An 18,733-nucleotide genomic window follows, 5' to 3' on the forward strand; every position below is an offset into this window, starting at 1 on the left:
TTTACCAGACAAGGTCGAGGCCGAATTCTGCAAATGCCGGATCGGCTGTAATAAGCGAAAGCTTTTCCGCCTTGCATTGGGCGGCAAGCAGCCTGTCAAAAGGGTCTTTGTGATTTCCAGGCATTTTGCCCGCTAGCAGGGCATGTCCGGTGTTCACATCAAGGCTTTTAAAAGCGCCCGCAGCGACGTAGCTGTCGAAATTGTCGGCGATTTCACGTGCAAAATCGAGCTTGCCGATGCGAACTTTCGTGGCGATCTCAAACGGAGTGACGGAGCTTATGTATCGGGAGGCATCTGGATCTTCGATTGCATTTTTCGCCACGGAACTTAGTCGAGGATCCGCGGTAAGCCACCAAAGCAGTGCATGCGTGTCCAGAAGAAAATTCACTTTTCACCGTCGAACGAATATTTGCCTTCCCATGCATCTAGCTCATCTTTCGACAGCGGATCAAAGAAGAAGGAATCGGGAATTTTGCCGCGTAAGTGCGCAAGGCTGCCATAACCACGAATCTCTGGCTTGGCCTCCCGAAGGCCGACGATTTTCGCGACAGGCTTGTTGCCACGCGCCAATACAATCTCCTCGCCGGCTTCCGCACGAGCGATAAGTTTCGAGAGATCGGTTTTGGCCTTATGAATGGTGACGATTGTCATCGAGCAACCTTGTTTCGACAAGAGTTGTTCAAAACATAGCTAAGCAGCATAGCTAAGTCAACGGAGGAGAGAATGACCACTGCAGGCACCATCCGAACCGGCATCGGCGGCTGGACCTTTGAGCCCTGGCGCGGGACATTTTATCCCGACACGCTGAAGCAGAAGGACGAGCTCAATTTCGCCAGTCGCAAGCTGAAGGTGATCGAGGTCAACGGCACCTATTACAGCACGCAAAAGCCGGAGGTTTTTGCCAAATGGGCAGCCGATGTGCCTGAGGGTTTCATCTTCTCCCTCAAGGCCACGCGTTTCGTCACCAATCGGCGCGTGCTGTCCGAGGCCGGTGAATCGATGCAGCGCTTCCTCGAATCCGGCATCAGCGAACTGGGCGATCATCTCGGTCCGCTTCTCTGGCAGTTCGCGCCGACCAAGAAATTCGATTCGGATGACTTCGAGGCATTCCTGAAATTGCTGCCGGACAAGCAGGACGGCCTGGCGTTGAAGCACGTTGTCGAAGTCCGGCATGACTCGTTCAAGGTGCCGGAATTCATCGCGTTGCTTACCAAATATAATGTCGCGCCGGTTTGCGCCGAGCATTTCGAATATCCGATGATCGCCGATGTGACTGCAGATTTCGTCTATGCCCGCCTGCAAAAGGGTTCCGACGATATCAAGACCTGCTATCCGCCGAAGGAATTGAAGGCTTGGGCGAAGCGGTTGGAAACGTGGGCCGAGGGCGGGGTACCCGATGACCTGCCGTTGATCGATGGGGATCGCAAGGTCAAGGGTGAGCCGCGGGACGTTTTTGCCTTCATGATTCATGAGGGTAAGGTCAATGCTCCGCATGGCGCAATCGCGCTGCAGGAGGAAGTGGCGAAATAGCTGTTCTCAAAAGGGAGCGACGTGGGCGACGAGGTCTTCGGCCGTTAGCCCTTTGCCGGCGCGCTGCCCGGCGAGCCCATGCAGCCAGACGCCGGCCGCCGCCGCTTCGAACGCAGGTGTCCCCTGCGCCAGAAGCCCGCCGATGATACCGGCGAGCACGTCGCCGGAGCCGGCGGTCGCAAGCCATGGCGGCGCATTGGCGTTGATCAAAGCACGGCCATCAGGTGCGGCAATGACGCTGTCGGCACCTTTGTAAATGATGGCAGCATGGGCACGGGCCGCTGCCGCCCGCGCCTTATCGACTTTGCTCAATGCGTCATCGGCGGCAATGTCGGGAAATAAGCGGGCAAACTCGCCCTCATGCGGCGTCAACACTAGCCGTGTCGGACGATCCGCGAAAGCATCGAACAAACGTTGCGGTTCGTCGCGAAACGACGTGATGCCATCGGCGTCGAGGACCAGATGGCGGTCGCTCACCGCCAGGGCGAATTGCCGCGCTTTCTCGCCGACGCCGAAGCCGGGGCCGAGAATGAAGGTCGAGAGGCGCTGGTCGGTGAACCAGGCGCGCAAAGCGGCCTCGTCGTCGACGGTGCGCAGCATGATTGCCGTCAGTCTCGCTGCATTGACAGCCAGCGCCTGCTCCGGCGAAGCAATGGTAACGAGCCCCGCCCCTGCCTTCAGCCCTGCCATGGCCGACATGCGCGCGGCGCCCGCAGCGGTCGCTCCGCCGGAAAAGACTACTAGATGGCCGCGCTTGTATTTATGGGTATCCGTGGCAGCCGTGGGAAGGTCCTCCTGCCATCGCGCCGGCGTGTTTTCAGCGATCATGCCGTTTGCGTGCGCGCGGACAATGCGGGCGGGAATGCCGATGTCAAAAACCTCCAGCACGCCACAAAGGTCTCGCCCGGGCATCAGAAGGTGACCGGGCTTGCGGGTCACGAATGTGACCGTGTGCACGGCGCGAAAGGCAGCACCGAGTACCTGGCCGCTGCGGCCGTCGAGACCGGAGGGCAGGTCGACTGCGATGACGGGAACATTGGCCTTAGCAATCCCTGCGATGACTGCCGCTACTTCATCGGGGACAGGACGCGAGAGGCCTGCGCCAAAAATGGCGTCGATGACAACGTCCCCGGGGCGCGGCGAATAACCCCCGAGTGTCTCTCCAACAACCGAACATTCCGCAAAAGCGCGGGCAGCATCGCCCTTCAATGTTTTGGGATTGCCGAGATGAAAGAGCCTGACCTCGACACCACTTTGCCGCAGGGCACGCGCCGCGACATAGCCATCGCCGCCATTGTTGCCGGGTCCGCAGAGCACGACAAACCGCAGGCCTTCAGGGAAATGCCGAAGGGCGCTCGCCGCCACCGCCTGACCGGCTTTTTCCATAAGCCCATAAGAGTCGATGCCAGACGCGGCGGCCGCCCGATCGACGGCAGCCATATCCTCTGGCGAAAGAAGCAGATTGGCGAGGGGTGACATCATGATGGACGCTATTGAATGCGAAACCTGCCTGAAAAACAATCGCCATTCTGAGGCATCAACTGCTCAATATCCGTGCATTTGCATATTTATCATGCAAATGCGCTTAAGATCCTCTTGAAGTACAATTGTGAGAAATACAGCACTTTTTTGCAAAAATTTGCTTCTTCTCATGCGTTTCGGTGCGAAAACGCTTTCATTTTTCCGAAAAATCCTCATCAATCCGGGGTCTCGGCCTCAATTCGCCGGGATTTTTTGCGGCAGGCCTCCGTGAACTGGCATGATACGTGCATCAGGTTGGCCGAGCGGGGAATGGTCCTGCTGTAACGGGAGAAGCGGAGAGACATTTTCTCATGAAAAAGATCGAAGCGATCATTAAGCCTTTCAAGCTCGACGAAGTGAAGGAAGCCCTTCAGGAAGTCGGTCTGCAGGGTATCACTGTCACGGAAGCGAAGGGCTTCGGTCGTCAGAAAGGCCACACGGAGCTTTACCGTGGCGCCGAATACGTCGTCGACTTCCTGCCTAAGGTGAAGGTCGAAGTCGTGTTGGCGGACGAGAATGCGGAAGCGGTAATCGACGCCATTCGCAAGGCTGCGCAGACCGGCCGGATCGGCGACGGAAAGATTTTCGTCTCCAACGTGGAAGAGGTCATTCGAATCCGCACCGGAGAAACAGGTATAGACGCCATCTAACCCGCCCGGCCGTTGCGGCCGAGGCTCGTAATCGTCATCTAGGTCAAGGGAAGTAATTTTAATGACGACCGCAAGCGAAATTCTGAAGCAAATCAAGGATAACGACGTTAAGTTCGTTGACCTGCGGTTCACCGATCCCAAGGGCAAGCTGCAGCATGTCACGATGGACATCGCCTGCGTCGACGAAGACATGTTCGCCGATGGCGTCATGTTCGACGGCTCCTCGATTGCGGGTTGGAAGGCCATCAACGAATCCGACATGGTGCTGATGCCCGATACCGAAACGGTTCACATGGATCCGTTCTTCGCGCAGTCCACCATGGTCATCCTCTGCGACATTCTCGATCCGGTCTCCGGCGAAGCCTATAACCGCGATCCGCGCGGCACCGCCAAGAAGGCCGAAGCATATCTCAAGGCATCCGGTATCGGCGACACCGCCTTCTTCGGTCCGGAAGCCGAATTTTTCGTCTTCGACGACGTCAAGTACAAGGCCGATCCGTACAACACCGGCTTCAAGCTCGACTCCAGCGAATTGCCGTCCAACGACGATACCGATTATGAAACCGGCAACCTTGGCCACCGTCCGCGCGTCAAGGGCGGCTACTTCCCGGTTCCGCCCGTCGACAGCGCCCAGGACATGCGTTCGGAGATGCTGACGGTCCTCGCCGAAATGGGCGTCGTCGTCGAAAAGCACCACCACGAGGTCGCAGCCGCCCAGCATGAGCTCGGCATCAAGTTCGACACGCTGGTGCGCAACGCCGACAAGATGCAGATCTACAAGTATGTCGTTCATCAGGTTGCCAATGCCTACGGCAAGACGGCAACCTTCATGCCGAAGCCGATCTTCGGCGACAACGGCTCCGGCATGCACGTTCACCAGTCGATCTGGAAGAGCGGCAAGCCGACCTTCGCGGGCGACGAATATGCGGGCCTTTCCGAGAGCTGCCTTTTCTACATCGGCGGCATCATCAAGCACGCCAAGGCGATCAACGCCTTCACCAACCCGTCGACGAACTCCTACAAGCGTCTCGTGCCGGGCTATGAGGCTCCGGTTCTGCTCGCCTATTCGGCTCGCAACCGCTCGGCTTCCTGCCGCATTCCGTTCGGCTCCAATCCTAAGGCAAAGCGCGTCGAAGTCCGCTTCCCCGACCCGACCGCCAACCCCTACCTCGCCTTTGCCGCCATGCTGATGGCTGGCCTCGACGGCATCAAGAACAAGATCCATCCGGGCAAGGCCATGGACAAGGACCTCTACGATTTGCCGCCGAAGGAGCTGAAGAAGATCCCGACGGTCTGCGGCTCGCTGCGCGAAGCGCTCGAAAGCCTGGACAAGGATCGCAAGTTCCTGACCGCCGGCGGCGTCTTCGACGACGATCAGATCGATTCTTTCATCGAACTGAAGATGCAGGAAGTCATGCGCTTCGAAATGACTCCGCATCCGGTCGAATACGATATGTATTACTCGGCATAAGAACCGGGAAAGCCCCGGGTCCGCCGGGGCTTTTACTTGCTGGCAAGCGTGAGGCAGACGTATTTTCGGTCGCGGCTGCCTTGCTGGACAAAACAATTCGTGTATCGCGCGATCGAACAATATAGGGCGAGCAGCGTTGATCGATTGTGACAACTGAATGAAGGAATCGGGGCAAAATCCTTGATATCGGCGGTGGAATTCACCACATGATTGCTTGAAAGGAAGTCGCGCCATGAAAGAACGCTACGCAAAATTCAACATAGGCGACGTGGTTCGGCACCGGATGTTTCCCTTCCGCGGTGTCATCTTCGACGTCGATCCGGAATTCGCCAACACCGAAGAATGGTGGAATTCCATACCGGCAGAAGTGCGGCCCAGCAAAGACCAGCCCTTCTACCACCTTCTCGCCGAAAACGACGAGACGGAATATGTCGCATACGTGTCCGAGCAGAACCTGATCAGCGATGAGAGCGGCATCCCGCTTCGCAACCCGCAGATTGCCCAGATATTCGACAAGGCGCCGACAGGCGAGTTCAAGCCCAAGATGAGCTTTGCCCACTAAGCGTCCAGTCCATGCAAGTTTCCGAAGGGAAGACGCTCCCAACGTCTTCCCTTTCGTGTTTCTGGATATACGGCGGCCAATAAAAAAGCCCGGTGTGACCGGGCTTTTTTATATAATTGTCAAAACGCCCTAGCTTACTGCTGCTTTGCAGCCTTCTGAGCGTCTTCCAGCTTCTTGCGAGCTTCTTCGGCCTTTTTCTGCATGCTGTCCTGCAGGCTCTTCTGGCTTTCGGCCAGCTTCGAGTCGGAGATCGCCGGGCCGTCATAGGCAGCGCCGAAGCCGTCGAGCGAGATCTTGATCGGGTTCGGAGCGCGACGGAAATTGATCGAGGTGAAGGTTACGTCGGTGCCCTTCTTCAAGGATGCGATCATGGCATCGGTGAGCGGCACTTCGGCTGTGCACTTGTCCGGCAGACAAACGGCGTAATCGATCTTCTGGCCCTTGCCGCCGTCGACCTGCATGGTGATGCCCGGAGCGATCAGGCGTGCGGTCGGAACGGAAATCTGCAGGATCTTGCGGTTGACCTTGCCGTCGACCGAGATGAGACCGACTGCGGTCACCAACTGGCCGTTGTTGGCCATGATCAGGTTCTGAACGATGCAGATATCAGCGTCATCCTGCTTGGTGCAGGTCTTGTACCAGCCGAGGCGTGGCTGGTTGGGGTTGCCACCACCATCAGCGGGAGCTGCATCCGAGGCATCCTGAGCGAAGGCAGCAGCCGGAAGCGCTGCACCGATCATGAGAGCCAGAGCAGAAAGACCTGCCCGCATTTTGTTGTCAGTCTTGAACGTCATAGCGAAACCGCCTCCTGAAATCCGATGCGGGACGACAGCCTGCCGCCCCATGCCAATCGGGTCAAACCGCCGTCCACCTGTCGAAAGATTAAGGCAAATGCATGACCCGGGAAACCCGGCAACCCTGTTACATCGCACCGGCGCGGATATCCAGCTTTTCTTTGGTCTTTTCTGTCGAGACCTAAGAATTCCGGTCAGCGCGTGTTGGATTCGGCACTCTCATGATAAGGTTCCGCAGAATCATGCCCCTTACCGGAAAGGATGCCATGCAAGCGCTCCGGATCGCTATTTTCCTGATCTTCTCAGCATTCTGCAGTGCCGCGGCCGCCCAGCCGCTCTATGGCATCGCAATGCATGGAGATCCTGCCTTGCCGGCGGATTATACCCATTTTTCCTATGTCAATCCGAACGTAAAAAAGGGCGGCCATATCAACTATGGGGTCGTCGGTACTTTCGACAATCTCAATCCCTTCATTCTGAAAAGCATGCGCACGACAGCACGCGGCATGTGGGACCCGGATTTCGGCAATCTCATCTACGAGCCGCTGATGCAGCGCTCGCGCGACGAGCCTTTTACGCTTTACGGATTGCTGGCGCAGACGGTCGAATGGGACGATAGCCGCAGCTATATCCAGTTCAACCTCAATCCGAACGCCAGATGGTCGGATGGACAGCCGGTAACGCCGGATGATGTGATCTTCACCTTTCAGCTCCTGCGTAACAAGGGCCGCGTGCCGCTTTCGTCTTGGCTAGAAACGATCGGCAAGATCGAGAAGGTCGGTGATCACAGCGTGCTGATCCATTTCAACGAAAAGGCGAATCGCGAAACGCCGCTGATCATCGCCTCATCGTTGCCGATTCTGCCAAAACATGCGATCGACCCCGATAGTTTCGACCGGACCACGCTCAGCATTCCGATCGGCTCCGGCCCTTATAGGATCAAGAGCATCGATCCCGGCCAGCGCATCGTTTTCGAGCGCAATCCGGATTATTGGGGCAAGGATATCCCCTCAAAGATTGGCGTCGACAATTACGACGAGATATCAGTCAATTATTTCCTGCAGGACACCACGCTGTTCGAAGCCTTCAAGAAGGGCGATATCGACATCTATCCGGACGGCAGCCCCGGCCATTGGCAGGTGGCCTATGATTTCCCCGCCGTCACCTCCGGCGCTGTCATCAAGGACGTTTTCAAGCCGGAGCTGCCGAGCGGCATGTTCGGTTTCGTCTTCAATACGCGGCGGCCGATCTTTGCCAACAAGAAAGTGCGCCAGGGACTGACGCTCGCCTTCGATTTCGAATGGGTGAACCGGAATCTTTCCTCGAATGCTTATACGCGCACGGAGAGCTACTGGCAGAACTCAGACCTCTCGTCTTTCGGCGTGCCCGCCGATGCGCATGAACTGTCCATGCTCGGCCCGATCAAGGATCGCATCGACCGCGACGTGCTTGACGGCACATACAAGCTGCCCGTCAGCGACGGCTCCGGCCGCGACCGTGCCATCCTGCGCAAGGCCGTCGACCTACTCAAGCAAGGCGGCTACACGATCAAAGGCGAAATGATGGTCGATAGCGCCGGGCGTCAGCTCAGCTTCGAGATCATGACGCAGAACGCCGACCAGGAACGTATCGCGATCGCCTATCGCCGGTCGCTGGCGCTACTCGGCATCGCGGTGACCATCCGCACCGTGGACGATTCGCAATATCAGCGCCGGACGATCAGCTACGACTATGACATGATCATCAAGTCCTATCCCTCGTCGTTATCGCCGGGAACCGAGCAGCTCGGGCGCTGGAGTTCCGTCGCGGCCAAGACCGAGGGCAGCTTTAATTTCGCCGGTGTCGCCGACCCGGATGTCGATACGCTGATGTCGCATTTCCTGACAGCCCACTCGGCCGAGGATTTCCGCGATGCCGTGCGCTCCTTCGATCGCATCTTGATCTCAGGCTATTACCTTGTGCCGCTCTATCACATTGACCAGCAATGGGTGGCGCGGCGCAGCCGTATCGCCCATCCGGATGTCCTGCCGCTCTATGGCTACCAGTTGCCCGTCTGGTGGGATGCATCGGTGCAATAAAACGCCTTTGCCAGCAAATGTTACCCGGTTCCTTTTCGGTAACCGGTTGAAGCTGCCAGCCAAGCGGCCTAGATGGGACCTTGAAGCCCATAAATCGGAAGCATTGAGCCATGGAACGCATCACGATCGATATCGTCTCGGACGTCGTTTGTCCGTGGTGCTATCTCGGCAAGGCCCGGCTGGAGCTGGCAATCGCCGAAGTACAGGATGAAGTGGGCGTCGATATCAACTGGCGACCCTATCGCCTCAATCCTGACTACCCGCCCGAAGGCGTCGACCAGAAGAAAGCGCTAGCTGAGAAGCTCGGCGGGGAAGAGCGCGTGGCGCAAGCGCATAAGATGCTGACCGATCTCGGCCGCGAAGTGGGCATCAAGTTCGATTTCGACGCCATCAAGATCGGCCCGAATACGCTTGACGCCCATCGCCTCATCCAATGGGCGGGAACCGAGGACCGCGAGAAGCAGGAAAAGGTAGTCACCGCGCTCTTCAAGGCCAATTTCGAGGAAGGCCGTAATGTCGGCGATCACGCCGTGCTGCTGGATATTGCCGAAAAGGCCGGCCTCGACCGCTCCGTCATCGCCACCCTGCTCTCTTCCAATGCCGACCGCGACCTCATCATCGGCGAAATCGACGCCGCTCAAAAGATCGGCGTCAACGGCGTCCCCTTCTTCATCTTCGACCAGCAATACGCCGTTAGCGGCGCCCAGACGCCGGATGTGCTGGTCGGGGCGCTGCGCGATATCGCCAAGCTGAAGGCGGAAGCGCGGGCCGGGATGAATTGAGCGGAGATCGCCCCACGATCGGCTAGGCTACGGCATGCCTGCTCTTAGGCAACCTCTCCGCATTTCGATAGAATATCGTCGACAATGGAGGCGAGCGGTGCAGTGGCGTCAATGGTCGTCGCGTTCCTGGGAATGCCTTCTTTCGTTGCATGCAGTCGCAGGACCATATCTCGCTCGACTGGTTTTCCGCCAAACTCGTCTTCAGGTCTGTTGGCAAGCCGCCGCTTCAACGTATCCGAATCAACGTCGAGGACGAAAATCCCGTCAAACAGGTCAATAAACTGATGGAAATTCCTTGAGCCGCCGCAGAAGAAGGAGACCGAATGGCTTCCATCAGCCACCAGGGATTTGACTTTGCCGACGTCCCAAAGGTGGTGCTCGTGCCTAAAGGTGACATCCAGAATATTCTCGCCTTGCGCAGAGCCCACCGGCGGTTCACCCGTCTGAGGATCGCCCTGATAAGCTAACTCACGATCACCGTGAATCACGTGGTAACCGCGTCGCTGCAGTTCGGTGGCAACCGAGGTCTTGCCAGTCCCGGAAACGCCTTCGATCAGATAGTTCCTGATGCCCATGTCGCTCTCATTCCATGAGCCACGCGCTCTTTCGCAGTGGCCAATGCTGCCGTTGCGCCGCCAGCTCTCGTCAATATCACCTGCCAAATGCCAAGGCTTCTTCCCTACTTCGCCAACTCCGCCAACTGCGTCATCACCACCGCCGCGCCCTGCAGCCGCTTTTCCGGCGTCGGCAGGTCGCGCGTCAGGAAGACGCTTTGGTCGGGGCGGATCTTGGCCATGGTGCCTTGCTTGGCGATATAGCCGACGAGGTTGGCGGGGTTCGGGAATTCCTTGTTGCGGAATTGCACGACGACGCCCTTCGGGCCGGCGTCCAGCTTCTCGACATTGGCGACGCGGCAGAGCGACTTGATGTAGACGATCTTCAGGAGATGCTGCACCTCGATCGGCATCGGGCCGAACCGATCGATCATTTCGGCGCCAAAACTGTCGATCTCCTTGATCTCGGTAATCTCGCCAAGACGACGGTAGAGCGCCATGCGCAGATGCAGGTCGGGCACATAGTCGTCGGGAATCATGACGGGCGTGCCGACGGAAATCTGCGGCGACCAGCCGGTATCCTGGATTTCGTCGACGCCCTTGACCTCGGCCACAGCCTCTTCGAGCATCTGCTGATAGAGCTCGAAGCCTACTTCCTTGATGTGACCGGACTGTTCCTCGCCGAGCAGATTGCCGGCGCCGCGGATATCGAGATCGTGGCTCGCAAGCTGGAAGCCGGCCCCGAGCGTATCGAGAGACTGCAGCACCTTGAGCCGGCGCTCTGCTGTCGTCGTCAGCACCTTGTTGACTGGCAGCGTGAATAGGGCGAAAGCGCGCACCTTCGAGCGGCCGACGCGGCCACGGAGCTGATAGAGCTGCGCCAGGCCGAACATGTCGGCGCGATGCACGATCAGCGTATTGGCAGTCGGCACGTCGAGGCCGGATTCGACGATGGTCGTCGACAGAAGCACGTCGTAGCGGCCCTCATAGAAGGCATTCATGATGTCTTCGAGCTCACCGGCCGGCATCTGGCCGTGGGCGACTGCCACTTTCAGCTCCGGTACGTCCGACTGCAAAAAGGCGTGAATGTCGGCGAGATCGGCCAAGCGTGGGCAGACGTAAAAGCTCTGGCCGCCGCGATAATGCTCGCGCATCAGCGTTTCGCGGATGACGAGCGAATCAAAGGGCGAGATGAAGGTGCGGACCGCCATGCGGTCGACCGGCGGCGTGGTGATGAGCGACAGTTCGCGCACGCCGGTCATGGCGAGTTGCAGCGTGCGCGGGATCGGCGTTGCCGACAGCGTCAGCACATGCACGTCGCTCTTCAGCTCCTTCAGGCGCTCCTTGTGCTTGACGCCGAAATGCTGCTCCTCGTCGATGACCAGCAGGCCGAGATTGGCAAACTGGATGCCGGCGCCGAGCAGCGCGTGCGTGCCGACGACGATATCGGTCTTGCCATCGGCCACTTCCTTCTTGGTCAGCGCCAGATCCTTGGCGCCGACGAGGCGGGATGCCTGCTGCACGCGGATTGGCAAGCCACGGAAGCGTTCGGAAAAGGTCTTGAAGTGCTGACGGGCAAGCAACGTCGTCGGTACGACGACGGCGACCTGTACGCCGTTCATGGCAGCCACGAAGGCGGCGCGCAGCGCCACTTCGGTCTTGCCGAAGCCGACGTCGCCGCAGACGAGGCGATCCATCGGCCGGCCGGCGCCGAGATCGTCGCGCACCGCGTCGATGGCGTTCATCTGATCTTCAGTCTCGTCGTAGGGGAAGCGGGCGGCGAACTCGTCATATAGCCCTTCCGGCGAGGTCAGCACCGGCGCATGCCGCGTCAGGCGTTCGGCCGCGACGCGGATCAGCGCACCGGCCATATCCAGCAGGCGCTTCTTGAGCTTGGCCTTCCGCATTTGCCAGGCGCCGCCGCCGAGCTTGTCGAGCTGCGCCTCCGTGCCCTCCCCGCCGTAGCGCGAGAGGAGATCGATGTTTTCGACCGGCAGGAACAGCTTGGCGTCGTCCGCATATTGCAGCTCGAGACAGGCATGCGGCGCGCCGGCAGCCTCGATGGTTTTAAGACCAACGAAACGGCCGATGCCGTGTTCGGCGTGAACGACGATGGAGCCTTCGTCGAGACCGGCCACTTCGGAGATGAAATCGGCGGCACGCTTGCGGCGCTTCGACCGGCGCACCATGCGGTCGCCGAGAATGTCCTGCTCGCCGATGACGACGAGATCGCCAGCCTCGAAACCCGCTTCCAGGCTCAGCACGGCTGCGGCCGCTTCGCCCTTTGCCAGGGCACTGAGATCCTTGAAAGCCTCGATCGTCTTGACGCGGGCAAGCCCGTGTTCGGCCAGCACCTGCAACAGGCGATCGAGCGAACCTTCCGTCCAGGCCGATATCAGGACCTTGCCGCCGGCGGCGCGGCGATCGGCGATGTGCTTGACGACGGCATCGAAGACGTTGACGCGCTCGTTGTCGGCGCTGTCGGTGGAGGATCGTGCCCAACGCGGCCCTTGACGGGCATCGACGCTGACGACGCGGCGGGCCTCGCCCTCGTGCTCATTGAAGGGCGAGATGCGCATGGCATCGAAGGCATCGAGCGCCTTGGCGAAGGTGCTGCCGTCAAGATAGAGCTGGCCGGGCGTTACCGGCTTATAGGGCGTGCCCTGCGCCATCTGACCCTTGGCCGCCTGCCCGGAATTCAGACGGGCATCGTAATAGTCGAAAACGAGCTTGGAGCGTTCTTCAGCCGCTTCACGCACGGTATGGTCGGTGACGAGGCGGAAACCTTTGAGATAGTCAAAGACCGTTTCCAGCTTTTCATAGAACAGCGGCAGCCAGTGTTCCATGCCGGCATAGCGACGGCCTTCCGAGACGGCGACATAGAGCGCGTCGTCGCGTGTCGCCGCGCCGAAAGCGGAAAGATAGTTCTTGCGGAAACGGCTGATCGTATCCGGCGTCAGCGTGACCTCGCTCATTGGGTTGAGGTCGAGAGAGCGAATTTGGCCGGTGGTGCGCTGGCTGGCGGGATCGAAGCTGCGGATGCTCTCCAGCGTATCGCCGAAGAAATCGAGGCGCACCGGCTCTTCCGTGCCTGGCACGAAAACATCGAGGATACCGCCGCGAACGGCATATTCGCCGACTTCGCGCACGGTCGCGACGCGATCAAAGCCGTTGCGCTCCAACCGGCTGGCGATGTCGTCCATGCGCACCTGATTGCCCGGCCGGGCCGAGAAGGCGAGGCTCTCGATCACGTCCTGCGGCGCCACCTTCTGCAGCATGGCATTGACCGTGACCAGGACGATCGCGGCATGCGGCTTGTGATGATGGGCGATCAGGCCGGAAAGCGCTGCGAGACGGCGGGCCGAGGTGTCCGAACTCGGCGAAACGCGGTCATAGGGAAGGCAGTCCCAGGCGGGCAGCGTCAAAACCGGAATGTCGGGCGCGATGAAACCGAGCATTTGTTCGACATCGGCCATGTGCTGGCCGTCGGACATGATATAGGCAACCGGTTGGCCAGTCTTCGCCAGTTCGGCCAGCAGGAAAGGCTCCAAGCCAGCAGGAACGTGGCCGATCGTCAGCGGCTCGCTTGCTGCAATCAGTTTCTTCGCGTCGAAACCAGGGATCATCTGGTTATCCCAAGCTTTTCGGCGATCTCATCGAAATCGGGCTTATAGGCGGCAAGGCGCATAAATAGCGGCGTCCGCAGATGCTCCGGCACCGGCTGCGTTCCGAGTATCCATTTGACGAGGTCGTTGTCTTCCTCGGCCATGATGCGCTCGAATTCATCGAGTTCGGCCTCGGTCAAGCCCGGCAATTCGTTGTCGGCGAACTGACCGAAAACAAGATCCATCTCGCGGATGCCGCGGTGCCAACAGCGAAACAGAATGCGCCGGCGGCGGGGATCGAGATCGGCACTGCTGAGAGTCAGCCCAGTCATCAAAAACACCTTTATGTTGATGCGTCTCTATAAAACCAGCCTTGAAAGGTGGGAACCGGTTTTTCGGAAAAAAGCGCCCGGCATGCAATTTTCCGGGGAGTGTGCGCCTGGTGAGGGGCTGCATGGCCTTCAGGTCTTGCCAAGCCACCCTGCCCGTCGCATTTTGCCGGCTATGCGACCCGCTATCCTCGATCCGCTGTTTGCCCCCGTCTCTTCGCTGCCCGGCGTCGGGCCGAAGATTGCCGAATTGCTGGTGAAGCTGCTCGATCGCGAGAGCGTCGACGATTGCCGCGTCATCGACCTGCTCTTTCATGCGCCGCATTCCATCATCGACCGCCGCGAGCAGCCGGGCATCGCGCGGGCGCCGCAGGGCAAGATCGTCACCATCACTGGCCGCGTCGATCGCCACCAGCCGCCACCGAATGCGCGCAGCAACGTGCCTTACCGCGTCTTCCTGCATGACGAGACTGGTGAACTCGGCCTCGTGTTCTTCCGCGGCAAGGCACAATGGCTGGAAAAGCAATTGCCGATCGATGAGGTGGTGACCGTCAGCGGCAAGGTCGACTGGTTCAACGGCCGGCCGTCAATGGTGCATCCGGACTATATCATGCGCGAAAGCGAGGCGGAGAACCTGCCGCTCGTCGAGCCGGTCTATCCGCTGACCGCCGGGCTCTCGCCGAAATTCCTGCGCAAGACCATCGAAGCGGCAATAACGCGTATATCGGAGCTGCCGGAATGGGACGATGCCGCGCTCACGCAGAAGCAAGGCTTCCCCTCGATTTCGGACAGTTTTCACATGCTGCATGCGCCACGCGACGCTGCCGATATCGACCCGCAAGCGCCTGCCCGCCGCCGGCTTGCCTATGACGAATTCCTAGCCGGACAGCTATCGCTGTCGCTCGTGCGTCAGCGTCTGCGCAAGGTTGCCGGCCAGCCCGTACGTCCCACGGGAACAATCAGCCAGAATATATTGGAATCTCTTCCCTTCTCCATGACGAACAGTCAGAGGGAAGCGGTGGCCGATATCCTCAAGGACATGGCCGGTACGGAGCGCATGCTGCGGCTGCTGCAGGGCGATGTCGGCGCCGGCAAGACGCTGGTGGCGCTGATGGCGATTGCCGCCGTGATCGAAAGCGGCGGCCAAGCGGTGTTGATGGCGCCGACTGAAATCCTGGCTCGACAACATCACGCGACGATCTCAAAATTCGCCGCCAGCGCCAATCTGTCCGTCGAAGTTCTGACGGGGCGCACCAAGGGCCGCGAGCGCGACACCATCCTGGACCGCATCGCTTCCGGCGAAGCGCAGATCGTCATCGGAACGCATGCGCTGTTTCAGGATAGCGTGAACTACGCCAATCTCATGCTCGCCGTCGTCGACGAGCAGCACCGCTTCGGCGTGCACCAGCGTTTGCGGCTGACGGCGAAGGGCATCTCGCCGCATATGCTGGTCATGACCGCCACGCCGATCCCCCGCACGCTGGTACTCGCCGCCTTCGGCGACATGGATGTGTCCAAGCTCACAGAGAAGCCGGCCGGCCGCAAGCCGATCCAGACGATCACCATTCCGACCGAGCGAACCGCCGATATCGTTTCACGGTTGAAGAGCGCTTTATCCGAAGGCAAAAAAGCCTATTGGATATGCCCGCTTGTGGAGGAAACCGAAGAATCCGATTTAATGTCGGTCGAGGAGCGGCACGCGAGCTTGACCAAGGCGCTGGGATCCGGGATCGGACTCATTCACGGCCGCATGAGCGGACCGGAGAAGGACGCCGTGATGATGGCCTTCAAGAACGGCGAGATCCGTCTGCTGGTCGCCACGACGGTGGTCGAGGTCGGCGTCGATGTGCCGGACGCGACGATCATGGTGATCGAGCATGCCGAGCGTTTCGGGCTCGCGCAGTTGCACCAGTTGCGTGGGCGCGTCGGGCGTGGCGACGAGGCGTCCACCTGCATCCTGCTCTATAAGGGCCCGTTGGGTGAAACCGGTCATGCGCGGCTTTCGATCATGCGCGACACAGAGGATGGTTTCCGCATTGCCGAGGAGGATCTGAAGCTGCGTGGCGAAGGCGAGTTGCTTGGCACGCGCCAGTCCGGAACGCCGGGCTTCCGCATCGCCAGCCTCGAAGCCCATGCCGATCTCCTGGAAATCGCCCGCAAGGATGCCGCCTACATCATCGAGCGTGATCCGGAGCTCACGGGTGAGCGTGGCATAGCGGTCCGCACCCTGCTCTATCTCTTCCGTCGCGACGAGGCGATCCGGTTCCTGAGAGCGGGATAGATGGATGGACGCGGCAATCGCGTCCATCCGAAGCAAAGGCCGTTACTTGGCCGAAAGACCGGGGATCGTAACCTGGAACACCTGGAACATGGTGTCGACATCGGCTCCGCCATCGCCCTTATAGGCCGCACCAACTTGGAAACCGTCCTGGGTCAGGAAGTCGTTGTCGTTGGCGACGAACAGGAAGTAATCGTCCGGCAGCTTCGGATCCATGACGCTCAGGAGCGACATGGCTTCCCACTTTTCGGAGAGATTGTTGCGGTCGTTCGGGGCGCCATTGTGGAGACCGAAGCGAGCGAGATCGGCATTGTCGTTGATGTCGATAAACTGGCTGACCGCAGCCGGCTTCACAGACGGATCGAGAACGCCCTTGGCGGCGACGGGCTTGTCGGCATCGAATGGGCTGCCGACAATATCGGTTGCGCCGGAGACATCGACAATGTCGATGCTGCGATAGAGCGACTTATCGCCCTTCACGCCGTAACCGTTGTTGCTGTCGCGGGCCAGCATGAGGAACGTCTGCGGCGAGAGGGCCACGATTTCGCTCTGAGCGGCGACCGCCGTCTTGCCCTTGGCGTCGGTGAAGACCGGCAGCGGGACGACATATTCGTGCACGAGCTTCAGATGCGCAGGATCGGCGGCATCGTAGACCAAAGCGCGGGTATTCTGGCGGGTCGAGCTGGAATCGCCACCATCCTGGCGGGTTGCGGACTGCAGCACGGCAATCAGGAACTTGCCGTCCGGCGTCAGGGACATGCCTTCCAAGCCCTGATTGTTCTGACGGCCGCTGGTCGGATCCTTCGGATCTGGAGCGGATTCGCCAGGACCTGGGTTGTTCGAAGCGAAGTTCACAGCGCCGTGACGCATCGGCAGCAATGCCGCCGGCGGCTGCGTCGCCGACATCATTTGGCCAGTCGCGGAGAAATGGTAGATATAGGGGCCATATTCGTCGCTGATGAACATCGTGCCATCAGGCAGTCGGGCGACGGCTTCGGTGTCGAGCGAGATCTTGCCATTCGGCGCCTCGGGCAGCAGCGGCATGCCGTCAGCCGGCTTGCGGCTGCCGTCAGCGGGGTCGAGACCACTGGTGTCGGCGCCCTTGTTGTCGGTCAGCAGCATTGTGTCGGCGAGCTTGGCATCAACCCCAGCCTGTTCCTTGCCGGCCGGCGGCGTTGCGCCCGGAGCAACCGGCGTCAACTGGACGTCTATGGTGTTGAGGCGCGGGCGATAGTCCGTCGTGCCGACCGCATTGTAACCGCGATCCGGCAGCAGCCACAGCGAACCCTTGTAGGAACCATCGGCATTACGCACCCAGCTCTTGGTGTCGATGGACATGCCCGAACCGGAGCCGAAGGTCTCCCCGAACTTGTCGCGCAGATTGGCTGGAATGCGGCCGACGGCGACGCGGCCCTTGTTGACCAATGTGACGCTGCCGACGGTAACGGAGTTATCGGCGAAGGCTGCGGCCGGCGCAGCGAAAACGAAAGTGGCGAGCGCTGCGGAAAGCAGCGGCAAAGTCATGGAACGCAAGTTTTTCACGGCAATATCCTCCTGATGAAAAAGCCCTTTTGCTGGAACGGCATTCACCTCCAGACCCGGCCGCAAAGCCGCGTCGACGATGCGTCCGGCTCTGTCGATCCCAGACCTTCGATAAGGAGATGCGCCCGATTGCCTTTCCGGCAGACGGTCTAAGACGGCAACATGATAAGGACATGACAACTCGCCCCAAACGCGTGGGCGACACAGGAAGAGATCAGGAAAAGGTGAGTTTGGAGCGATTCAGCTTTTCACGGAATCTTGGAACAGCTCTAGCCTATTGTTTTTCCGCAATTCCGGACGGAAACCGCTGCGCACCTTTCTCTGGAATTGCTCTAAGACAAGGTTTTTACCGGGATGGGAGCCGGCTGCGGCAGTTCCTTGCCGATCAGCTTTTCCCGATATTCCGGCGAGACCAAGCCGCCGGAAATCAGCAGCTTGGCGCCATCTTCCGGGCTCATGTCGAGGATCGTGATTTTTTCACGCGGAACGAACACCAGGAAGCCGGCCGTCGGTACCGGCGTCGGCGGCAGGAAAACGGCCACCATGTCTTGCCCCATGGCGTTGAACTTCGAGGCGATCTCACCTTTGGCGTCGGTGGAGATGAACACCATCGACCAGAGGCCCGGGCTCGGATATTCGATGAGGCCGACCTTCTTGAAGGACGTGCCCTGCTCCTTCAGCACGGTTTCGAAAATCTGCTTCACGCTCTTGTAGATGGTTCGCACCAGAGGCACGCGCTGCACGATCGATTCGCCGAAGCGGACGATGCTCTGACCAATGAGGTTTTTGGCGAGGAAACCCACGATCGTGATGAAGATCATCGCGATCACAAGGCCAGTGCCGGGCACGGCGAAATTCAGATAGCTCTCGGGATCGTAGCGCGCCGGAATATAGGGCCTGACCCAGCTATCGGCCCAGTGGACCACGGACCAAGTGAGCCAGAGCGTAATGGCGATCGGCGCGCAGATAATCAGGCCCGCCAGGAAATTATTTCTGATCCGCGTTGCCACAGACATTTTGATGGGTTTTTCAGACAT

16 protein-coding genes are annotated in these 18,733 nt (G+C 59.6%); 7 read left to right on the forward strand and 9 right to left on the reverse strand.

What is annotated here, in order from left to right; translation table 11 throughout:
- Position 1 precedes the first annotated feature (1 nt).
- Together QDY28_RS19260 and QDY28_RS19265 are read right to left on the reverse strand one after the other, a co-directional pair.
- Entirely contained in the window at positions 2-388 is a 387-nt protein-coding gene (locus tag QDY28_RS19260; RefSeq protein WP_331383263.1) for a type II toxin-antitoxin system VapC family toxin, read from the reverse strand.
- On the reverse strand, positions 385-651 hold the full coding sequence (locus QDY28_RS19265; protein ID WP_037135671.1) for a type II toxin-antitoxin system Phd/YefM family antitoxin: 267 nt from the start codon (positions 649-651) through the stop codon (positions 385-387). The genes QDY28_RS19260 and QDY28_RS19265 overlap by 4 nt, the downstream gene beginning before the upstream one ends.
- 72 nt (positions 652-723) lie before the next feature.
- On the opposite strand from QDY28_RS19265, the gene QDY28_RS19270 reads away from it, so the two are divergent.
- On the forward strand, positions 724-1,530 hold the full coding sequence (locus tag QDY28_RS19270; RefSeq protein ID WP_331383264.1) for a DUF72 domain-containing protein: 807 nt from the start codon (positions 724-726) through the stop codon (positions 1,528-1,530).
- Positions 1,531-1,536: 6 nt separating this feature from the next.
- Here QDY28_RS19270 and QDY28_RS19275 read toward each other — a convergent pair whose 3' ends face one another.
- Positions 1,537-3,012, reverse strand: coding sequence for an NAD(P)H-hydrate dehydratase (locus QDY28_RS19275; protein WP_331383265.1), 1,476 nt, complete (start codon positions 3,010-3,012; stop codon positions 1,537-1,539).
- Between the two features lie 350 nt (positions 3,013-3,362).
- Between QDY28_RS19275 and QDY28_RS19280 the strand changes: the two genes are divergently transcribed.
- From QDY28_RS19280 to hspQ, 3 genes are all read left to right on the forward strand, one after another.
- Complete coding sequence (locus QDY28_RS19280) at positions 3,363-3,701, forward strand: P-II family nitrogen regulator (RefSeq protein WP_003539626.1); 339 nt, start codon at positions 3,363-3,365, stop codon at positions 3,699-3,701.
- Positions 3,702-3,762: 61 nt separating this feature from the next.
- Positions 3,763-5,172, forward strand: a complete 1,410-nt coding sequence (gene glnA, locus QDY28_RS19285) for a type I glutamate--ammonia ligase (protein ID WP_331383266.1) — start codon at positions 3,763-3,765, stop codon at positions 5,170-5,172.
- 232 nt (positions 5,173-5,404) lie between these two features.
- Positions 5,405-5,734, forward strand: a complete 330-nt coding sequence (gene hspQ, locus QDY28_RS19290) for a heat shock protein HspQ (protein ID WP_028753189.1) — start codon at positions 5,405-5,407, stop codon at positions 5,732-5,734.
- Positions 5,735-5,868: 134 nt separating this feature from the next.
- Here hspQ and QDY28_RS19295 read toward each other — a convergent pair whose 3' ends face one another.
- A complete protein-coding gene (locus tag QDY28_RS19295; RefSeq protein ID WP_331383267.1) occupies positions 5,869-6,528 on the reverse strand; it encodes an invasion associated locus B family protein in 660 nt (219 codons plus the stop codon).
- Between the two features lie 266 nt (positions 6,529-6,794).
- On the opposite strand from QDY28_RS19295, the gene QDY28_RS19300 reads away from it, so the two are divergent.
- Positions 6,795-8,606, forward strand: coding sequence for an extracellular solute-binding protein (locus QDY28_RS19300; RefSeq protein WP_331383268.1), 1,812 nt, complete (start codon positions 6,795-6,797; stop codon positions 8,604-8,606).
- A gap of 110 nt (positions 8,607-8,716) precedes the next feature.
- Positions 8,717-9,388, forward strand: a complete 672-nt coding sequence (locus tag QDY28_RS19305; protein ID WP_331383269.1) for a DsbA family oxidoreductase — start codon at positions 8,717-8,719, stop codon at positions 9,386-9,388.
- 44 nt (positions 9,389-9,432) lie between these two features.
- On the opposite strand, the gene QDY28_RS19310 is transcribed toward QDY28_RS19305, so the two are convergent.
- The 3 genes from QDY28_RS19310 to QDY28_RS19320 all read right to left on the reverse strand — a co-directional run bounded on the left by QDY28_RS19310 (position 9,433) and on the right by QDY28_RS19320 (position 13,879).
- Complete coding sequence (locus QDY28_RS19310; RefSeq protein WP_331383322.1) at positions 9,433-9,963, reverse strand: AAA family ATPase; 531 nt, start codon at positions 9,961-9,963, stop codon at positions 9,433-9,435.
- Positions 9,964-10,067: 104 nt separating this feature from the next.
- Positions 10,068-13,568 carry a transcription-repair coupling factor gene (gene mfd / locus QDY28_RS19315; protein WP_331383270.1) on the reverse strand — a complete coding sequence of 1,167 codons (3,501 nt, stop codon included), beginning with the start codon at positions 13,566-13,568 and terminating at the stop codon, positions 10,068-10,070.
- Positions 13,565-13,879 carry an FAD assembly factor SdhE gene (locus tag QDY28_RS19320; protein WP_331383271.1) on the reverse strand — a complete coding sequence of 105 codons (315 nt, stop codon included), beginning with the start codon at positions 13,877-13,879 and terminating at the stop codon, positions 13,565-13,567. Before QDY28_RS19320 ends, mfd begins: the two co-directional genes overlap by 4 nt.
- 172 nt (positions 13,880-14,051) lie before the next feature.
- Between QDY28_RS19320 and recG the strand changes: the two genes are divergently transcribed.
- The gene (gene recG / locus QDY28_RS19325) at positions 14,052-16,157 is read left to right on the forward strand and encodes an ATP-dependent DNA helicase RecG (RefSeq protein WP_331383272.1); all 2,106 of its coding nucleotides are present in this window, start codon (positions 14,052-14,054) and stop codon (positions 16,155-16,157) included.
- A 42-nt stretch (positions 16,158-16,199) separates the two neighbouring features.
- Here recG and QDY28_RS19330 read toward each other — a convergent pair whose 3' ends face one another.
- Positions 16,200-17,696, reverse strand: coding sequence for an esterase-like activity of phytase family protein (locus QDY28_RS19330; RefSeq protein ID WP_442967562.1), 1,497 nt, complete (start codon positions 17,694-17,696; stop codon positions 16,200-16,202).
- A gap of 332 nt (positions 17,697-18,028) precedes the next feature.
- Positions 18,029-18,733 carry a DUF502 domain-containing protein gene (locus tag QDY28_RS19335; RefSeq protein ID WP_331383273.1) on the reverse strand — a complete coding sequence of 235 codons (705 nt, stop codon included), beginning with the start codon at positions 18,731-18,733 and terminating at the stop codon, positions 18,029-18,031.

The organism is Rhizobium sp. BR 362 (assembly GCF_036528765.1).
Lineage (GTDB): Bacteria > Pseudomonadota > Alphaproteobacteria > Rhizobiales > Rhizobiaceae > Rhizobium.

What these genes read in the sequence shown, in the direction of transcription:
- QDY28_RS19265 (WP_037135671.1), bottom strand. Translation starts at nt 651, where the DNA reads ATGACAATCGTCACCATTCATAAGGCCAAAACCGATCTCTCGAAACTT.
- QDY28_RS19270 (WP_331383264.1), top strand. Translation starts at nt 724, where the DNA reads ATGACCACTGCAGGCACCATCCGAACCGGCATCGGCGGCTGGACCTTT.
- QDY28_RS19275 (WP_331383265.1), bottom strand. Translation starts at nt 3,012, where the DNA reads ATGATGTCACCCCTCGCCAATCTGCTTCTTTCGCCAGAGGATATGGCT.
- QDY28_RS19280 (WP_003539626.1), top strand. Translation starts at nt 3,363, where the DNA reads ATGAAAAAGATCGAAGCGATCATTAAGCCTTTCAAGCTCGACGAAGTG.
- glnA (WP_331383266.1), top strand. Translation starts at nt 3,763, where the DNA reads ATGACGACCGCAAGCGAAATTCTGAAGCAAATCAAGGATAACGACGTT.
- hspQ (WP_028753189.1), top strand. Translation starts at nt 5,405, where the DNA reads ATGAAAGAACGCTACGCAAAATTCAACATAGGCGACGTGGTTCGGCAC.
- QDY28_RS19295 (WP_331383267.1), bottom strand. Translation starts at nt 6,528, where the DNA reads ATGACGTTCAAGACTGACAACAAAATGCGGGCAGGTCTTTCTGCTCTG.
- QDY28_RS19300 (WP_331383268.1), top strand. Translation starts at nt 6,795, where the DNA reads ATGCAAGCGCTCCGGATCGCTATTTTCCTGATCTTCTCAGCATTCTGC.
- QDY28_RS19305 (WP_331383269.1), top strand. Translation starts at nt 8,717, where the DNA reads ATGGAACGCATCACGATCGATATCGTCTCGGACGTCGTTTGTCCGTGG.
- QDY28_RS19310 (WP_331383322.1), bottom strand. Translation starts at nt 9,963, where the DNA reads ATGGGCATCAGGAACTATCTGATCGAAGGCGTTTCCGGGACTGGCAAG.
- mfd (WP_331383270.1), bottom strand. Translation starts at nt 13,568, where the DNA reads ATGATCCCTGGTTTCGACGCGAAGAAACTGATTGCAGCAAGCGAGCCG.
- QDY28_RS19320 (WP_331383271.1), bottom strand. Translation starts at nt 13,879, where the DNA reads ATGACTGGGCTGACTCTCAGCAGTGCCGATCTCGATCCCCGCCGCCGG.
- recG (WP_331383272.1), top strand. Translation starts at nt 14,052, where the DNA reads ATGCGACCCGCTATCCTCGATCCGCTGTTTGCCCCCGTCTCTTCGCTG.
- QDY28_RS19335 (WP_331383273.1), bottom strand. Translation starts at nt 18,733, where the DNA reads ATGTCTGAAAAACCCATCAAAATGTCTGTGGCAACGCGGATCAGAAAT.